The sequence below is a fragment of the Marinilactibacillus sp. Marseille-P9653 genome (genome assembly GCF_916618885.1).
Lineage (GTDB): Bacteria > Bacillota > Bacilli > Lactobacillales > Carnobacteriaceae_A > Marinilactibacillus.
The window spans coordinates 962095-980003 of the sequence record NZ_CAKAKH010000001.1 but is presented as its reverse complement, the minus strand read 5'-3'; the positions used below and the strand labels follow the sequence as shown (position 1 = coordinate 980003).

The following is a 17909-nucleotide window of genomic DNA, read 5'->3' as shown; positions in this document are numbered from 1 at the left end:
ATCCTATCCCTTCACCTTAAATTGTTCTAAGAATCTCTGGTCGTTCAAGTAAAAATTACGGATATCATCGACTCCGTACTTCAGCATCGCGATGCGGTCTGGTCCCATTCCAAATGCGAATCCACCGTAAACCTCAGGATCTATACCAGACATTCTCAGCACTTCAGGATGTGTCATACCTGCTCCAAGAATCTCAATCCAACCTGTTTGCTTACAGACGTTACATCCTTCTCCACCGCATTTAAAACAGCTGACATCGACTTCTACAGAAGGTTCCGTGAACGGAAAATAACTAGGGCGTAATCTGATTTCACGATTTTCTCCAAACATTTTCTTAGCAAGCGCTTCTAGTGTTCCTTTAAGATCTGCCATCGTAATATGCTTATCGATGACCATACCTTCAATCTGGTGGAATTGATGAGAATGCGTTGCATCATCTGTATCACGACGATAAACTTTACCAGGACTGATCATTTTAAGTGGTCCTTTTGAGAAGTCGTGCTGCTCAAGCGTTCTAGCCTGAAGCGGAGATGTATGCGTACGCAGTAAAATTTCCTTTGTAATGTAGAATGTATCTTGCATATCGCGAGCTGGATGATTTTGTGGAAGATTGACACGTTCAAAGTTGTAATAGTCTTCTTCTACTTCATTTCCTTCAACGATCTGATAACCCATTCCTAAGAAAAGATCTTCAATTTCTTCAATACTTTGTGTGATGACATGCGCTTGACCTTTTTTCGGTTTGATACCTGGAAGAGTAACATCCAGTGTTTCTTCTGAGAGGCGCTTGTTCAAAACTTCTTTTTCAATAGACGCTTTTGTTTCAGTTAGTTGCGTCGTAATCTCGTCTCTAACTTTGTTTCCCAGCTGTCCAATCACTGGACGCTCTTCAGCAGATAAATCTTTCATCCCTTTAAGCACTTGTGTTAACGCACCTTTTTTCCCTAAATAAGCGACTCTTAATGTTTCTAATTCTTCCATAGTTGTTACTGCACTGATTTCAGCTGTTGCTTTTGCTGAAATGTCTAATAATCTATCTTTTAATTCCATAATCTCTCTCCTTCGTTTATGTAGTTTTTTGAACAAAAAAAGACCCCATCCCAATATAGGGACGAGGTCAACACGCGGTACCACCCTTGTTTAAAACTGGATCAAGCCAGTCTTACACTTCTGCATAACGGCGCATACCGAGATTTCTTCTGTCATACGAAATCCGCTTTAACCAGAGCAAATAATCCGCAGATCTTGAACTCTAGAACGTTGAAAGTGAACTTCATTCAGTTTTTTATACGAATGCTCTCAGCCAACGGCATTCGCTCTCTTGATAATCCACTGAATTACTCTTTTTCAACAATAGCTTTTCATTTATATTGTTGGTTTTGAAACCGATTATAGGTGTTTATGGCATTCCTCAGCACTGATCCATTCGTCAGCCCAGCCTTGTACTTCTCTCATAACTGTTTCAAGAGCTGCGCCCTTTGACGTTAGACAATATCCAGATTTGATTTCGCAATCTTCATCAAGATTCTTAGTCACGATATCAGCCTGTTCAAGTTCTTTCAGTCTTTCTACAAGAACACGATCACTTACATCAGGTATCGATTCTGAAAGATCTTTGAAACGACGAGGTCCATCCAATAAAACATCAATAATGAGTCCAGTCCATTTTTTCCCCAGTATAGAAAAAGTTTGCTCAAACTTTGGACAAATGATTTTATTCTCTGTTGCTTCAATCATGTATGTTCACCTCTACTTTCAAACAACAATAGTATATCATCAATAAGAACTTTTTGTAAGTAAATCAAAGAAAAAGTTGAATTTCTGACATATCATCGATCAATCTTGAGCTATTGCCCTTTATAAGTGCTCAAGGAAAAGCGTTGCAATAGAAAAATAGATAAATAATCCCAGTGAATCATTAATTGTTGTAATAAACGGACCTGATGCTACTGCTGGATCAATTTTAAATTTGTTAATAATTACAGGAATAACGGTCCCCATAACTGTAGATACACTTACCGTTAGTAACATTGACGCACTGATAATTAAAGCTAGTACACCATTTCCATGAAGAACGAACACAATACCACTCACAACAACTGCTGCTAAGATACCAATTAGTACACCTGCTCCAAGTTCATTTTTAATCGTCTGGAACAAGCTTTCTTTGTCTTGATCATCTTCAATTGTTAGATTACGAACCGCTACCGCTAATGCTTGTGTACCTACGTTACCGGCTGTATCCATGATCATAGGAATAAATGCTGCTAATAATACAACGGACTGTAATGTCTCTTCGAAGAAACTGATTAGACTTCCAGTAATCATTCCTAAGAATAAAAGGATGACTATCCATGGTGCTCGTGCTTTCGCTGTTTTAAATGGCGTCATTTTTCTATCGTCTGTCCCTTTTTTTATCGCTGCAAAGTCATTGAAATCCTCTGTTACCTCATCTTCTAAAACATCCATAATATCATCGACTGTTACAATACCCAACATAGAACCATTGTGTGCAAGCACTGGTAAAGCGAGTAAATCGTAATCTTGAATGACTCTCGCAACGTTTTCCTGATCCTCATCCACTTTGACTGAAACAACTTGACTAAACATGATGTTTTCTACCGTTTCTGTTTCAGGAGACAGTAACAGGTCTCTTAGTGACAGAACCCCTAACAATCTTTCTTTTTCATCGACCACATACAAGTAATAAATCGTTTCTGCTTTTTTACCAATATTTCTCAATTTTTCAATCACTTGATCTAGTGTTAACTTGTAATTGATTTTAATAAACTCCTTGGTCATAATTGACCCAGCAGTTTCTGGTGCATAAGACAGTAATTCCTGTACGCGTTCACTTTCGCGATCATCCATCATAGAAAGCAAGACTTGATTATCTGTATCGTCACTTTCGTTTAAAAAGTGCGCTACATCATCGGCCGCCATATGGTTAAATACATTAGCCATGTATTCATCTGGAAGGTACTGGACAGCAGCTTCTTGATCTTCTGTCTCCATCCATTCAAATATCTCAGCGAATTCTTCAGGGTCTAAAAAATGAGATATCTTTCGCTTTTTTTCTGGATATAATAAGTGGAATATTTCGTGCTGGTCTCTGTCATGTAACTTAAGGAATAGCTCTCTGAACTGTTCACGATCATCTTTTTTAGCTGCTGAAAAAATTTGTTCGTAGTGTTTTTGTTTGTTATCTTTGATAAATTTCATTTTCTATCATCCTTCACTGAGTATACCTTTGGAGGCACTTTTTTGATTTGATTTACTTATTGATAAAAAACTGGGACTGGCATCCATTTGCCTCACCTCCAAATTTACTAGTTAGGATATGCTCAAAAAAAACATGCGGTTAGCATGTACTTTTAGTCGAAATTCCTTTTTAACCTTATCTTTTCAATCGACAATTCATCATATCTGATTATTTAGTCTATTTCAAGGCGGTATTAGTAAGTTAACGATACAGTATCCATTTTTATTTTTCAACAGAGACAACCTATTTTGTACCCTAATCCCTATCTTTTGAGGAATAATTAGATGTTTTGTATACTTAAACTATCATTCTAATAGAGGAGCATTTATATGAAAAAGATGATTGGTTTATTATTAAGTGTAAGCTTACTAGGCGCTTGCAATGCTGGAGATACAGATGAGGCAACTGAAGATACAACACTCACTCAAGAAGAAGAAGCTGCAGTAGACGATGAAACTCAAGTAACAGATGCCGCTGCGACTGAAGAAGAAATGGCCCCCGTAGATGATGAAGATTTAGAAGATGCTGAGATGATTTCTGATTTAAGTGATTATGAAGAATTTGCTGATCAAGATACTTTTGATCCTTCTCAACTAGATGCTTACCTCATTACAGATAACCCAGGAACAAGGGTCATTCTATTTACTGAAGGTGACGAGCAGATGTTTAAATCTATTTATATTAAAGAAGATAATCGTTTCAAAGTGGTTGATTTAGTTGAAAATGAATTGCTAATCAACGCCCCGTTATAACATCGCGTTTATCAATTATCTAAATCAACTTCATTTCACACATTAGACCTTAAAACTAGACAATCAAAAAAGCAAGAGTTAACTTGTACGTGTGTACAATCCAACTCCTGCTTTTTTACTACTTATTAAGTAGCGGGTAAAATCCTCTTAAAGAATCTTTTTTAATTCATTTAAGCGTGTACTAGGCGTATTCGAGAAATTAGATTCGCCATTTTCGCTTTTGTCTTTTCTCTTAATGGTTGAGACACTTCATTGATTGCACAGTATTTATCTACGCAAGTTACAATCATACTCTCTTTGTAGCGTGGCAATCCAACTTTTGAGCATAAAAACATATGCTTTAAGATGATATCTTTTTCAAGTTCACTTAATGGCGTGATTTTTGCTGCATTTTCCACAGCAATTTTAGGATGCACACAGTTGTGTGAACCCATTTCCATAGCTGCGATTTCTTCCCGTCCTTCATGGAAAAAATCGTGCAAGAGTCCTGCTCTAGCAACTGCCCTTACATTCAAATTCATTTTTTTAGCTATACGGTAGCTGACATATGAAACAAAAAGCGAATGTGTCAAACGAGTCGTATAGTGGTGATGCGTAATAGTTTCTAACTTAAGCAAATCTTCATTTTCAAGTAAATCATTGATTAAAGCTACATATTCTAGATCTTGTTCCCAGATAGACTGAACAAATTCCATGAAACGTCTCCTTTATGTTACGGTTAATATCTATAGTCATTTTATTTAATAGAATGCTTTTTTAAATCGTTAATTGCTTATGTCCCATATCTTACTCCTAACGAAATCATATTTAAAGCATTTAGTTAGATAAAAAACGCTTACATCACGAATAGACGGAAATTGTCAAATTTCCGTTATAATTACTTATTCTGTCCTGATCTAGTTAGTTCTCTTATTGATATATAGAAAACATCAAGATGCTAGCAGCAATCGCAACGTTCAAAGATTCCGCTTGCCCTTTAATTGGAATATATAAATTTTTATCTGTCACCTCTAGTAACTCAGAACGTACACCGGCTCCTTCGTTTCCAACAATCAAACCAAAAGGCTGTGTTTGTTTTTCACTAGAATAGTCAACAGCTCGTTCATCCAATGCCGTTCCGTAAACTGCATATCCTTTAGTTTGAAAAGATTCTACCCATCGCTCTAGTTCTCCATTGATTATGGATAAATGAAAGTGACTACCTTGGGTAGATCTTAAGGTTTTAGGATTATACAAATCTGCCGATCCTTCACCTAGCACTACACCGCCAAACCCGGCTGCGTCTGCAGAACGAATAAGCGTACCTACATTTCCAGGATCTTGAACGGCATCTAAAAAAAGGTACGGTTTCTCAACGGTTTCCGTTTTTTCTTCTTCTATATTTAGCACAGCAAAAATCCCTTGTGTGGTTTCTGTATCTGCGAGTTCTGAAGCCACTTCAAAAGATATCTCGTAAGCTTCTACCGATTCTATACGCCCTACCCATTCGTTGTTCATGACATCTTCTCTGATAATCAAACATTGAATCATTACATCTGCACGAATGGCTTCTTCTATTAAATGAAACCCTTCAATTAAGTATTGACCCGCTTTATTTCGACCTTTTCTGGTCAAGAGCTTTTTCCAGTTTTTGACTTTTTGGTTTTTTGTGGATTCAATCTTCTCCATCGTAACGTCCTCTCTCTTTTACAAAGAATAGTTTAACATAATTCAATTCAAATTGAGCAGTGAATAATACTTTAACTAAACAAAAAAGAGAGCATACACCTACGTTAGTAGTGCAGCTCTCCGATTCTGATTCCCTAGTTATCCTCCAATATAAGAAAGAGGGTCAACAAGGTTTCCATTTACTGTAATTTCAAAGTGCAGGTGAACGCCTGTTGAACCACCTGTCGAGCCCATGACACCAATCTGTTGTCCTTGAGATACAGTTTGCCCAGGTGCCACTTTAAGACCTGCTAACATGTGTGCGTATAGCGAAGTCGTTCCATCCCCATGATCGATTTTAACATGGTATCCATAGCTACCGCCGTATGAAGCTGTAACAACCTTACCAGGTTTTGCAGCGACAATAGGTCCACCACCGGCAATATCGATTCCTCTGTGAAGTTTCCGTTCTCCACTGATTGGATGTGTACGGTAACCAAACGGCGAAGAGATACGCCCACTAGCCGGTCTTGTCCAGCCTCCACCAGTGCTCGGTTTTGATGGAGCAGGAGTACTTGGTGTTGATGGTGCTGGTGTTGATTCAGGTTGTGATGGTTTCGAAGTAGAAGTCGCTACCTCTGATTTTTGTTTTTCTGCTGCAGCTCTAGCTGCGGCTCTTTCACTTGTGGCTTTTTCTTCAGCTGCTTTGTTAGCTGCTGCTTGTTCACTAGCTGCTCTTTCTTCTGCAACTCTCTTTTCTTCTGCTAATCTATAAGCTTCTTCTTCTTCTTTTTGACGTTGCTCTTCAGCAAGACGCGCTTCTTCTTGAATTCTTCTCTGTTCTTCCATAATACGCTCTTGCTCTTCTTGCATTTCTGCACTTAATGTACTTGTTCGTTGTGCTACAATCGTTTGTTCTGAAACGAATGACGCTTTTTCTTCCTCAGACATATCAAAACGTTCTGCAACTTGAATGATTTTATCATCTAATTCCACTCTTTGTGCAACTAAATTGTTTCGATCCACTTCTAGTTGAGCTTTTACTGTTTGTACTTCTTCTTTTTCTTTTTCGATTGATTGCTCTGCAGCTTCTAAAGCTTCTTGATCATCTATTTGAGCTTGCATGATTGTTTGATTCGCAGATACGATTTGAGAAACCATTCCGATACGTCCAATTAAATCAGAAAAATCTTCCGCAGACACGACCATATTGATAATATCAGAGGCATTTCCTTCTGTTTGTACTGATCTTGCTTGATTTTCTAACTGTTCATTTCTTTGTTCAATTTGTTTTTCTAATCTATCGATATCTGTTTGTAGTTCTTCAATTTCTTTTTCAATACGTTGGATATCTTTTTCTTGTTCTTCAATCTTCATAACCAATTCATCGATATTTTTTTGAAGACCACTCACTTCTTCTTCAAGTTGAGTACGCTCTTCTTGTAAACTTTTCATTTGCTGCTCTTTTGACTGAATCTGTTCGTCTAAAGAGTGGTTTTTCTCATTCAGTTCACGCTGTTCTCTTTCTAGCTCTTCCATACGATCAGATTGAGCGGATGCTTGAAGGGGTGCGAATACTGGAAAACTAAGACATGATGCGGCTACTACGGCAAATACTTTCTTTTTAATCAATTTAACGACTCCTACATTCTTTTTTATAGTTTCTTAACTTGTGACTTGGTCACTTGTTTCTCTCTGGTTGACTAAGTTAATCCTATCATGGTTTTTGAATTTTTAAGATTTTATTCTTATGACAAATCAACCTGTAATTTGTTACATAATTGTATTGTTTGACGGAAATTCGAACAAAAATTTTGAGCAAAATCCCAATTTGACGGTATTTTAAAAATATAACAACCTTCTTTTAATGTTCATTTGTTTCATTTACAGTGAACAAATTTTGACAAAATATGACTCAAAAAATTTATGTACAAAAAAAGATACAGAGCTTCATTTGCTCTGCATCTTTCAAGTATGCTTTTATTAAGATTTTGTCGCGCCTTCTGTAACACCTTCAACAATATATTTCTGAAGAAAGATATATAAAATAATGATTGGAATGATCGCTAACACTAGACCTGCTAGCGCTAACTCCCATTGAACAGTATATTCACCAAAGAAATAATACATTCTAAGTGGTATCGTCCGCATACCCTCTTTATTAATGACAAGAGAAGGTAGTAAGAAGTCATTCCATAATCTAATGGCATTCAAGATAATCACTGTTACAGTCGTCGGCTTTAATATAGGAAAGATCACTTGCCAGAATATCTGCAAAGGATTCCCTCCATCGAGGTAAGCTGCTTCATCTAATGAAACTGAGATTGATCTCATAGCGCCATAGTATAAGAAAATCGACATGCTCGTTGCGAATCCCCAGTTCATGATGACCAGTCCAAAACGGTTAAGAAGATCCACTTGTCCGAACATACTAACTAGTGGAATCATAACAGATTGGAAAGGAATCAGCATAGTTAAAGCACACATAAAGTAGATGACATTACTCATTTTATTTTTCTTTCTCGCTAGTGCATAAGCAGCCATAGAAGAAAAGATCACGATAATGATAATACTAACTGTGGTAATCAACACTGAGTTAAAAAAACTACTGGCAAATTCCAGACTTTCATAAGCTCTTGGATAATTATCCGTTACAACATCTTCTGGTACCCAAAGTGTATTTGTAAAAATCTCAGATCTATTTTTAAATGACCCAAAGAATATGATAACAAACGGGTATATCCAAGTTAAAGATAAAATCGTACCCATTAATAAAACTAGGGATTTATGTCTTTTCACGCTACTCATTATAAATCAACCTCTTTTCTCCGTGTAATAAGAATTTGTGTTAAAGAGATTGCCGCTATAAGAAGTAGAAATATAATCGCTTTAGACTGTGCATATCCTTGTTGGTACTGATAAAACGCAGTATTGTAGATATTCATTGCTACCATTTCGGTTGACCCATAAGGTGCACCATTGGTCAGTGCCAAGTTAACATCATATATTTTGAATGCATTCGCTAAAGTCAAAAATAAACTGATAGTAAACGCTGGCGCCAGCATCGGAAATTTAATGTTCCAAAAGGCTTTCCAGTCACTTGCCCCATCCATAAATCCGGCTTCAATCAGCTCTTTAGGAATATTTGCCAAAAACGAAATATAAATGATCATAATGTATCCACTCATTTGCCATAAGAAAACAATAATCATACCCCAAAATCCTGTTGAAGAATCAGACAACCAAGAACTAAAGAATGAAATCCCAGTTGCTGTAGCAATTCCTTCAAACGCTCTGACAAAAATAAACTGCCAGATAAATCCAAGGATGATCCCACCAATTAGATTCGGCATAAAGAAAATCGTTCTAAAAAGCGTACTGAATTTTCCCAACTTTTGAGTTACAAGCAACGCTAATCCTAGACCAATTGCATTGACAAGGATCACTGCTACAAAAGAGAATCTTAATGTGAACCATAAACTATTCAAAAATTGAGTATCTTGCATCAATCTCAGATAATTTTGAAGACCGATAAATTCAGACACATATCCATCTGAATTTGTTAAAGATGTACCGATTCCAAGAATTAATGGAATCAGTATAATAACTGATACTGCTAAAATTGAAGGCAATACGAATGCCCAATAATAAGCTGTATTGTGTTTACCTTGCATCAAAATCACCGCATTTCTTTAAAAGCTTCCGCTGTATTATTTTCAAAATCTTCCCATGACTGATCTCCAGTCAGATATTTTTGATATTCTGGATATAGGACTTGTTGGAACCAACCATCAGGATATTGCTTATGTGTCATCGCTCCAGTTTCTCCATCAAGCAAAGCTTGATACAATTCGCTTGAAACAGGATCGGCAATATCGCTCGGTTCGTATCCTTCTTGTGCAGGTACAAAAGCCAAGTCCCCAACAATCATTTCTCTTCCTTCATCAGACAGATACATCCAGTCCAAGAAGTTTTTTGATTCTTCAACTACTGCCTCATCCAGATTTTTATTTACACCAATATAAAACGGCGCTCCTGCGATGATTTTACCTTCTGTATCATTTTCACCATAAACAGGTAGTAAGCCTAGTTTTTCCTGAGCGAATTCTGGATCGATATCATTTAATGTTGGAACGATCCAAATTCCTTGATGAACCATCGCAACTCGATCATTTACAAACAATTCTTCGACAGAACGACTATAATCGACTGTCAAGATTGGTTGAACATTATGTTCGTTGAAGAGATCTGTGTATTTCTTCATTTGATCTCCATATTCCCAGTTCAATTCAGTAGCTTCATATGATTCTATAATACTTTCATTGAATTCAGGACTTGTGAAGTTAGCAGAAAATTGATTCGCAATATAATTTTCTCCACCACTAAAACCAAAAACTGCATCAATTCCTAATGCTTCTTTCTGGCTATCAAGTGTTTCTACTGCTGCTGCAAAATCATCATAATTTTGAATAGACTCAGGATCTACGCCTGCTTCTTCAAAAATCTCACGATTATACATCCAGCCAAATCCTTCTAAGTTAAGTGGAATACCAAGAGGTACACCATCGATTGTGCCGCCTTCTAGCGTTCCATCGATTAACGTATCAGAAACTTCTAGATCCGTTACATCTAGCAATGAATCACTGTAACGCTCAACTTCAGGTAACCCGCCTAGCATCATCATCGCTGGCTCTTCTCCAGAAGAAAAGCGTGCTTGTAGTGCTGCAGAACCCTCCCCACTTCCGACTGTTGTAATCGTCACCTCTGTTTGACCCTCACTTTGTTCTTCATACATCTGTGCGAGCTCTTCTAGTTGAGTAGTAATCTCCGGTTTCTGATTAAAGAAATCGAGTTTTACAACTCCACCTTCGACGCCACTCTCAGTTCCCTCGTCACTTGTACCCGATTCTGTTCCACCAGTTCCGCAAGCGGCCAATAATAGTGGTACTGAAAGTAGTGAGAACAATGATTTGTTTAGCTTCATTTCCATGATATTCACTCCCTTATAAAATTGTAAAAATATTATCACGAATGTCTATTAATGTATATTTATTCTGATAATCTTTTTTTCTTTTTTAATTTTAACATAATACTTATAAAAACTAGTAACAGATAGACTCATATAAACGAAATTATTTAGCAAAAGGCTTTTAAATCAACCTTTACCAGTAAAGTGTAATAGGTTAGATTTATTTTTAGTAAAGTGCATTATATCTATACAAAAGTGATTCATCTTATTTTTCAAACGTTTTATGCATTTATAAATTTATGATAAAGAATAAATGTCAAATCATTATAAAGCACTCATATTATATATGTTATATTTTTGATTATTTACACAAAATAAATCATGATTATACAATCTACTTCGATTCCCTTTATGAGAAGGATAAATTGCAGTATAATTGAATAGGTCTAACTAACTTGTAACCTATCGATTTTTCAAGTAAAAAATATACTTCTAAATATTAAGTAGACTCCTATAAAAATAAGAAAGGGTGACAGGGTTTGATTACTTTTGATCATGTTTATCGATACAGCAACTTGATCGACGAAAACGAATTCTTTCAGCAATACTTTAACGAGTATCTTCCATATAGATACGATTCAAACTTTTTCATTCTAAAGTATCAACCGACGCTTGCTGAATTTGAGCTGATTGAAAACATGCAGCTTGCTTTTCATGAAGAAGAAGAACTAGAACATCTTAAATTTTATTGGCCGCAAGACAAAGGGTTCACCCCTGAAATTGTTGCTTATTTTGAAGAATCAGGCTATCAGATTGAAATGCTTGAGTTATTTCAAATCGATCCTGATCAGTTCTCCATTAAAGTTCCTGCGAATATACAGGTTTCACCTGTTTCTGAACAAGAATTAGCGGACTTCAAGCAATTGAATTATCCTCAAGATTTAACTTACGGTTCTTTATTTGCGGATATGAAGCAAGATCTCTATACATCTATTATAGAAGCCGATTTTATCTGTCCACTCATTGCCTATATCAATGGTACTCCCGTTGGATCTCTTATCGCACTTATTGGGCAAGAAACCATTGAGATAGATGATCTTTATGTATCTGAGAACTTCAGAAATATAGGTGTTGCAGCTTCATTGCAGACTGCTGTCATGACAATAGCTAAAGAAAAGAAAAAACAAGTTATACTCGTAGCAGATGCGGATGATACCCCACGGGAAATGTATTTGAAACAAGGCTATGCATTCACTGGGTATCAATTAGCTGCCCAAAAAATTTTAGGAGGCCAGGAGGAGTAGTTGTTGAACAAAGAAATTAGACAATTAAACAAATTTGATTATGACCAATATAAATCTATGCAAACTGGATTAGATGATGATTATATGCTTGCAGTATATCCTAGCCTTACAGATGGAGATAATAGACTCTTTGGGTTATTTGTAGACGAACAGTTAGTCAGCACTGCGGGGTACTCAGTCTTTGCGAATCATTTTATTATGCTCGGACGATTAAGAAGTGATGTTCGTTACCGAGGGAAAAATTATGCTACTGAAATTCTTGAGTACGTTAAGGCGTTGTCTCTTCAATTACCTGAAGTAGCATTCGTTGGCGCAAACACAGAAAAGCACAATCTACCGGCCCAAAAAGTTTTAAGTAAAATTGGCCTTCCTCATGTTACTACTTTATACGCTGCACAGACCACAGACCTTTCTCCTTTGTTATCCGACGAAGATTCGACCGTTTGGACTAAGTTGACTGATCTTGGCCGCAAGCAGAATTGGTTGGCTCAGACATATTTAAGTGATTCTTTTTCTAAAAAGGTCTTTCCTTTCGAAGCCTATTATCCCTTCCCTGCTTCAGAAAAACTCTTCAGTAAAGAATTACTAGAAAAGTGGGATTTCTATGAAAATGACGACCAAACCCGTTACGTTATTTTGTGGGAAGAAGATAAAGGGGGACATTACCTACACGTCACTTATCCGTGGGATGATTTCACTCAGCAAAAACCCTTATGGAATACGGTTCAATCCTATTATTCAAAAGCACTTCTAGAGAATTCAGAAACCACTGTCTGGATAGATTTAACAGAAACTGAAGCCGAGTTACTTCCTAATAATCATCCTTTTGAACTTCCTTCTCCTTGGATGCTTCATGGCGTTAGTGGTGAACAGCATAGAAACACTAGTGAACCGAAATCCGTCGACGTTTCTTTATCAGAAGCTTATCAATCGATTGAATTCTTGGAAAATGAACTCAAAGAATTGGAAAATGAGTTAGATGAAAAACTTGAAAAAGCAAATGAAATCGAACATAGTTTGAAAGAAATGGATTTTGAAAATTGAAGGAAACCAAAAGAACGATTCCCTATTTATAAAAGGGAATCGTTCTTTTTTTCTTATAAAGCTTTATCGTCTACTTGATCTAGTTCCACTTCAATCGCTTTGATCACATCGCTTAACGACCCTTCTTCAAACGGTGAGCGAAGCTTAGCTGTTTCAATGATTTCTAAGAAACTTTGCGTTCCACCAACTCGGCAAATTTCCATGTAATCGTTCCAGGCATCTTTATCTTGATCTATCAACGAACGCTTCCAGAATTGGAGTGCACAAACTTGAGCTAACGTATAATCGATATAATAAAATGGTGATTCAAAGATATGTCCTTGACGATACCAAAAGGTCCCTTTATCAAGAAAGGCACTGTCAGAAAAATCTCTTTCAGGTAGATAGTCTTTTTCCAGCTTTCTCCAAGTTGCTTTTCTTTCTTCTATACTCATTTCAGGATGTTCATAGACTTCGTGCTGGAAGTGATCGACTAACACACCATACGGTAAAAAGCGTAGTGCTCCACTCAAATGGTCAAACTTATACTTCTCTGTCTGATCTTTAAAGAAGAGTTCCATCCAAGGATAAGTGAAAAACTCCATACTCATTGAATGAATCTCACAACTTTCATAAGTTGGAAAGACGATTTCTGGTTGTTTGATCCAACGAGATTCAAATACTTGGAATGCATGACCCGCTTCATGAGTCAGAACATCGATATCTCCAGAGGTACCATTAAAATTCGCAAAGATAAACGGTGAATCGTAATCAGGTATATATGTACAATACCCACCACTGGCTTTTCCTTCTTTGGAAAGTAAGTTAACGAGTTCTTTGTCAAACATAAAGTCGATAAATGTACCCGTTTCTTCCGATAACTCATGATACATCTTTTTCCCTTGTTCAATAATATAATCTGGATCCCCTTGAGGAATGGGATTCCCGTCCAAGAATTGAAGGGGTGTGTCATAATGTTTCATATCTGAAATTCCGATACGCTCTGCTTGTCTCTGAGCCAGTTTCGTTGTGACCGGTACAACATAATCAAGTACTTGTTTACGGTAAACTTCCACCATATCGCGGTTATAGTCATATCGTTTCATTCTCACATAAGCCAACTCAACAAAATCTTTAAATCCTAAAGTCTTCGCAATTTGGTCTCTGACTTTTACCAACTGATCATAAAGTTCATCAAGTTTGGCTTCATTTTCTTCAAAAAAGCTCCACTGAGCATCAGTTGCCGACTTTCTAATGTTTCTATCTGTATCCTGTAGATACGGTCCAAATTGAGTAAGGTTCAGTTGTTTGCCATCATATTCAATATTTGCAGAAGCAATGAGTTTCTGATAATCACTACTTAGCTGATTTTCTTTTTGAAGTAGTATAATAGCTGACGGATCGAAAGCATCTAATTCGTATTGCATATTTTGAATAAAGGTTTTTGGAAAGTGTGTTTTTAGCTGCTCGTAAAAGTCAGATTCTGTCACGGCTCTATAGAAACGTGTATCGACTTCTTGGAATAATGGTAGATGCTCGTTCCAAAAATTATCCTCTTCTTCATAATAAGTATCTTTCGTATCAATCGAGTAACGAATGGATGCAATGTTTATCATCGTTTCAAGCGTCGACATTAGTTTAGACATTTTTTGAATTGATTCTATCACACTTTCTAGTGCTTCTGCCTGTGCGATGGTGTCAATGATTGTGTTTGCTTTTTCTTTATAGTCTTCAAAATTTGGTCGTTCATAAGTATAGTCTGTGAATTTCAAATTTTTCTCCCCCAATAAAAAATATGTTTACAAAAATAGTATAGCACAGTCAGAATTTCTAAGGTGCCTAATATTCTTATCTGTATTCATCATTCAGCTTTATTTAACGTTGATTTGTTATGAAATAAAATTTCATATAAATAATATATAAAGTGAAAAGGATTTTTATTGATTTTCTCGAGTAATCTGATACGATAAGGTCATAGAAACCGTTACATAAAATTTACACAAGGAGGCGTTAATCATGGTAAAACATGATGAGAAAAAACTTGCTCAAGAAATTTATAAGCAAATTGGCGGCACAAGTAATGTGCATTCATTGATCAATTGTATGACCCGAGTAAGGATCGACATAAAAGATCCAAGTAAAGTGAACGACGATAAGGTTAAGCAGATTAATGGTGTACTTGGGACTGTAGAAGAAGATACGTATCAAATCATTTTAGGCCCTGGACTAGCTGCTAAAGTAGCCAATGAAATGGGGGACATTGCAAACATAGCTGTTGGAGAAGAAGATACCCCTTCTGAGGACCAGGCGCTGTTTTCCAAAGATACAGACAACCTTGATCAATTGGCTGCAGAAAACAAAGCCGCTCACAAAAATAAACACAATCCTCAGACCCCTCTCAAAAAGGTTTTACGTTCCATAGCAAGTATCTTTATTCCTTTAATTCCAGCATTTGTTGGAGCAGGAATTATTGGCGGAATCGCTTCAGTCTTTTCTAATTTACTAGTAGCGGGTACAATTTCTGGTGAAGCTTGGGAAAATCTTGTATTAGTTACAGGTATTATTCAGCGCGGTCTTTTCGCTTATTTAAATATTTATGTTGGAATCAATGCCGCAAAAGTGTTTAAAGCTACAGAAGGGTTAGGTGGTATCATTGGTGGTGTCGTTTACTTGACAGGAATAACACCAGAAGCACCGCTTCCTAATATCTTCACTGGTGAACCCTTAAGCGCCAATCAAGGCGGTATAATCGGCGTTATTTTAGCTGTATGGATTCTTTCCTTACTTGAAAAACAATTACGTAAAGTTGTTCCTAATTCAATTGATATTATTGTGACACCCACGATTTCTCTTCTCGTCGTCGGTTTAGCTACAATATTTCTGATTATGCCTCTAGCTGGTTTTGTATCGATCAACCTGGTTGGAATGATCACTTGGATTTTAGGCGTAGGTGGTGCTTTCGCTGGTTTTGTACTAGGGTCCTTATTCTTGCCAATGGTTATGTTTGGCTTACATCAAGTATTAACACCGATTCATGTGACCATGATCGAACAGACCGGTTCTACACAACTCTTGCCTATACTGGCAATGGCTGGTGCGGGTCAGGTAGGTGCTGCATTTGCTTTACTCGTACGTGCACGTAAAAATAAACAACTGACTACGATGATCAAAGGTGCCTTACCTGTGGGAATTCTTGGAATTGGTGAGCCCTTGATTTACGCTGTAACCCTTCCGCTCGGTAAACCATTTATCACCGCTTGTATTGGCGGAGGTATTGGTGGTGCCGTTATTGGGCTGTTCGGTGGTGTTGGTGCAAGTGCCATCGGTCCAAGTGGTGTGGCACTTATTCCATTGATTGTGAACAATCTATGGTGGGCTTATGTGCTAGGATTACTGGCAGCTTATGCTGGAGGATTTGTTGCAACTTATTTCTTTGGTGTTCCAAAAGAAGCAATGGAACCTTCCGTCGTTTCTTTATAAAAATTCGCAAAACGGCAGTATTCTCAACTTGAATACTGCCGTTTTTATGCGTTTAAATCTAAGCGCTTCTGTAAAGTAAGCCCTTATTTGTGTTAAACTATAAGGACCGATGAGCAAAACGATCATCATTCATGCAGGAAAAAAAGGAGTGAACGTATTGGACTTGAATCAGCATCTCAACTTATCTCAACGACAACAACTCAGTCCGATCCTACTACAGAAAATTCAGGTACTGAACTTTAATCAAGATGAATTAATCGCTTATTTGAATTCAAAAGCACTTGAAAATCCATTTATAGAAATCAAGCTCCCTCGCGCTCTCTCTGAAGTGGCTCCAATTGATCACGATATGGGCTGGATACCTGATGACCGTAAAAGTTTAAGAGATCACCTAATAGAACAAGTTTTACTCACTTATAGAGATACATTGATTCGAGAAATGATTTTCTGGTGGATCAATCAGTTAGATCAAAAAGGATACTCTACAAAATCGATTGAAGAAGCCGTCGAGGAAACAAAAGCCGATAAAACATTATTGCTAGATGCATTGGTTTTACTCCAACAACTTGAACCAGCCGGAATCGCTGCTCGTTCTCTTCAGGAATCTTTGATGTTACAAACTGAACGTGATAACACTGCTCCAGAAACAGCCTATATCATTCTAGAAGAATCTTTTCAGGATTTAGTTGACCGCAGATGGAAATTGATTGCAGATAGATATAGAATTTCTCTCCAAGAAGTCCAATCTGTTTTCGATTATATTAAACGATTAGATCCTTCTCCCGGTGAGCAGTTTCAAAGTAACCTGGATACCACCATCAGACCAGACTTGATTGTTCAGATAGAAAATCAAAATCTAATCATCAAAGAAGCAAAGCTAAATACACCTGTCTTATCTTTTGATCAAGACTACGTAGCCGGACTAAATAATCATAACGATAAAGAAGTCCACTCTTATATCAAAGATAAAAGACAAGAGTATCAGAATCTGCAAGATAGTTTGGAACAGCGAAATGAAACCATTTTGCGTGTTGGTACTGCAATCGTAAACCGACAAAAAGCGTTCTTTTTCGATAAAACGAGTGCCCTTCAGTCTCTTCAGCTCAGCGAACTGGCTGAAGAATTGAATTTACATGAATCTACAATCAGCAGAACGATCAATGGAAAGTATATCCAGACTGACTTTGGAACATACGAATTTAAGTTCTTTCTATCTAGAAAGTTGCAAAATGAAGGATTTGACTCACTTTCCACTCATTCGATTCAGCAAAAACTTTTGGCTTTAATTTCTGAAGAAAACAAAGAAAAACCATTGTCTGATCAAAAAATCGTCGATATGCTTTCTAAAGAAAATATAACAATTTCCAGAAGAGCTGTTACAAAGTACCGTAAACAACTCAATATTCCGGCTTCTTCTAAACGCAAACGGTTTGATTAAAAAAAGTGATGTCAATTCCCAAAAGGGAAATTGA

Annotated in this window: 15 protein-coding genes; 5 read left to right on the top strand and 10 right to left on the bottom strand. The window is 36.9% G+C overall.

Translation table 11 applies throughout. The annotated features are described in order from the left end of the window. Nucleotides 1–3: 3 nt before the first annotated feature. The 3 genes from pheS to mgtE form a co-directional block, all read right to left on the bottom strand. A complete protein-coding gene (gene pheS, locus LG377_RS04940; protein ID WP_225743574.1) occupies nt 4–1050 on the bottom strand; it encodes a phenylalanine--tRNA ligase subunit alpha in 1047 nt (348 codons plus the stop codon). A 339-nt stretch (nt 1051–1389) separates the two neighbouring features. Continuing rightward, nucleotides 1390–1734: a helix-turn-helix domain-containing protein gene (locus LG377_RS04935; RefSeq protein WP_305067563.1), complete on the bottom strand. Its 345-nt coding sequence runs from the start codon at nt 1732–1734 to the stop codon at nt 1390–1392. 123 nt (nt 1735–1857) lie between these two features. Next, a complete protein-coding gene (gene mgtE, locus LG377_RS04930) occupies nt 1858–3222 on the bottom strand; it encodes a magnesium transporter (protein ID WP_225743572.1) in 1365 nt (454 codons plus the stop codon). Nucleotides 3223–3591: 369 nt separating this feature from the next. Between mgtE and LG377_RS04925 the strand changes: the two genes are divergently transcribed. After that, complete coding sequence (locus LG377_RS04925) at nt 3592–4014, top strand: hypothetical protein (protein WP_225743571.1); 423 nt, start codon at nt 3592–3594, stop codon at nt 4012–4014. A gap of 170 nt (nt 4015–4184) precedes the next feature. Here LG377_RS04925 and LG377_RS04920 read toward each other — a convergent pair whose 3' ends face one another. From LG377_RS04920 to LG377_RS04895, 6 genes are all read right to left on the bottom strand, one after another. Next, nucleotides 4185–4709, bottom strand: a complete 525-nt coding sequence (locus LG377_RS04920) for an HD domain-containing protein (RefSeq protein ID WP_225743570.1) — start codon at nt 4707–4709, stop codon at nt 4185–4187. 214 nt (nt 4710–4923) lie between these two features. Then, the gene (locus tag LG377_RS04915; RefSeq protein WP_225743569.1) at nt 4924–5682 is read right to left on the bottom strand and encodes an RNA methyltransferase; all 759 of its coding nucleotides are present in this window, start codon (nt 5680–5682) and stop codon (nt 4924–4926) included. A gap of 138 nt (nt 5683–5820) precedes the next feature. Next, nucleotides 5821–7293: a M23 family metallopeptidase gene (locus LG377_RS04910; RefSeq protein ID WP_225743568.1), complete on the bottom strand. Its 1473-nt coding sequence runs from the start codon at nt 7291–7293 to the stop codon at nt 5821–5823. 351 nt (nt 7294–7644) lie between these two features. Further along, nucleotides 7645–8469 carry a carbohydrate ABC transporter permease gene (locus LG377_RS04905; protein WP_225743567.1) on the bottom strand — a complete coding sequence of 275 codons (825 nt, stop codon included), beginning with the start codon at nt 8467–8469 and terminating at the stop codon, nt 7645–7647. Continuing rightward, entirely contained in the window at nt 8469–9335 is an 867-nt protein-coding gene (locus LG377_RS04900) for a carbohydrate ABC transporter permease (protein ID WP_225743566.1), read from the bottom strand. The genes LG377_RS04905 and LG377_RS04900 overlap by 1 nt, the downstream gene beginning before the upstream one ends. Nucleotides 9336–9340: 5 nt before the next feature. Beyond that, complete coding sequence (locus tag LG377_RS04895) at nt 9341–10651, bottom strand: ABC transporter substrate-binding protein (protein WP_225743565.1); 1311 nt, start codon at nt 10649–10651, stop codon at nt 9341–9343. A gap of 518 nt (nt 10652–11169) precedes the next feature. Between LG377_RS04895 and LG377_RS04890 the strand changes: the two genes are divergently transcribed. After that, complete coding sequence (locus tag LG377_RS04890) at nt 11170–11934, top strand: GNAT family N-acetyltransferase (protein ID WP_225743564.1); 765 nt, start codon at nt 11170–11172, stop codon at nt 11932–11934. A 3-nt stretch (nt 11935–11937) separates the two neighbouring features. After that, nucleotides 11938–12978: a GNAT family N-acetyltransferase gene (locus tag LG377_RS04885; protein WP_225743563.1), complete on the top strand. Its 1041-nt coding sequence runs from the start codon at nt 11938–11940 to the stop codon at nt 12976–12978. Nucleotides 12979–13031: 53 nt separating this feature from the next. Here LG377_RS04885 and LG377_RS04880 read toward each other — a convergent pair whose 3' ends face one another. Beyond that, nucleotides 13032–14729, bottom strand: coding sequence for a M3 family oligoendopeptidase (locus tag LG377_RS04880; protein WP_225743562.1), 1698 nt, complete (start codon nt 14727–14729; stop codon nt 13032–13034). Between the two features lie 244 nt (nt 14730–14973). On the opposite strand from LG377_RS04880, the gene LG377_RS04875 reads away from it, so the two are divergent. Then, nucleotides 14974–16437: a PTS transporter subunit EIIC gene (locus LG377_RS04875; protein WP_225743561.1), complete on the top strand. Its 1464-nt coding sequence runs from the start codon at nt 14974–14976 to the stop codon at nt 16435–16437. Between the two features lie 109 nt (nt 16438–16546). Beyond that, entirely contained in the window at nt 16547–17875 is a 1329-nt protein-coding gene (gene rpoN, locus LG377_RS04870; protein WP_225743560.1) for an RNA polymerase factor sigma-54, read from the top strand. The last annotated feature ends 34 nt before the right edge of the window (nt 17876–17909 follow it).

Bases quoted from the DNA above. Each gene is read 5' to 3' on its own strand.
- pheS (WP_225743574.1), bottom strand. From the start codon at position 1,050: ATGGAATTAAAAGATAGATTATTAGACATTTCAGCAAAAGCAACAGCT.
- mgtE (WP_225743572.1), bottom strand. From the start codon at position 3,222: ATGAAATTTATCAAAGATAACAAACAAAAACACTACGAACAAATTTTT.
- LG377_RS04925 (WP_225743571.1), top strand. From the start codon at position 3,592: ATGAAAAAGATGATTGGTTTATTATTAAGTGTAAGCTTACTAGGCGCT.
- LG377_RS04920 (WP_225743570.1), bottom strand. From the start codon at position 4,709: ATGGAATTTGTTCAGTCTATCTGGGAACAAGATCTAGAATATGTAGCT.
- LG377_RS04915 (WP_225743569.1), bottom strand. From the start codon at position 5,682: ATGGAGAAGATTGAATCCACAAAAAACCAAAAAGTCAAAAACTGGAAA.
- LG377_RS04905 (WP_225743567.1), bottom strand. From the start codon at position 8,469: ATGAGTAGCGTGAAAAGACATAAATCCCTAGTTTTATTAATGGGTACG.
- LG377_RS04900 (WP_225743566.1), bottom strand. From the start codon at position 9,335: ATGCAAGGTAAACACAATACAGCTTATTATTGGGCATTCGTATTGCCT.
- LG377_RS04895 (WP_225743565.1), bottom strand. From the start codon at position 10,651: ATGGAAATGAAGCTAAACAAATCATTGTTCTCACTACTTTCAGTACCA.
- LG377_RS04875 (WP_225743561.1), top strand. From the start codon at position 14,974: ATGGTAAAACATGATGAGAAAAAACTTGCTCAAGAAATTTATAAGCAA.
- rpoN (WP_225743560.1), top strand. From the start codon at position 16,547: ATGAGCAAAACGATCATCATTCATGCAGGAAAAAAAGGAGTGAACGTA.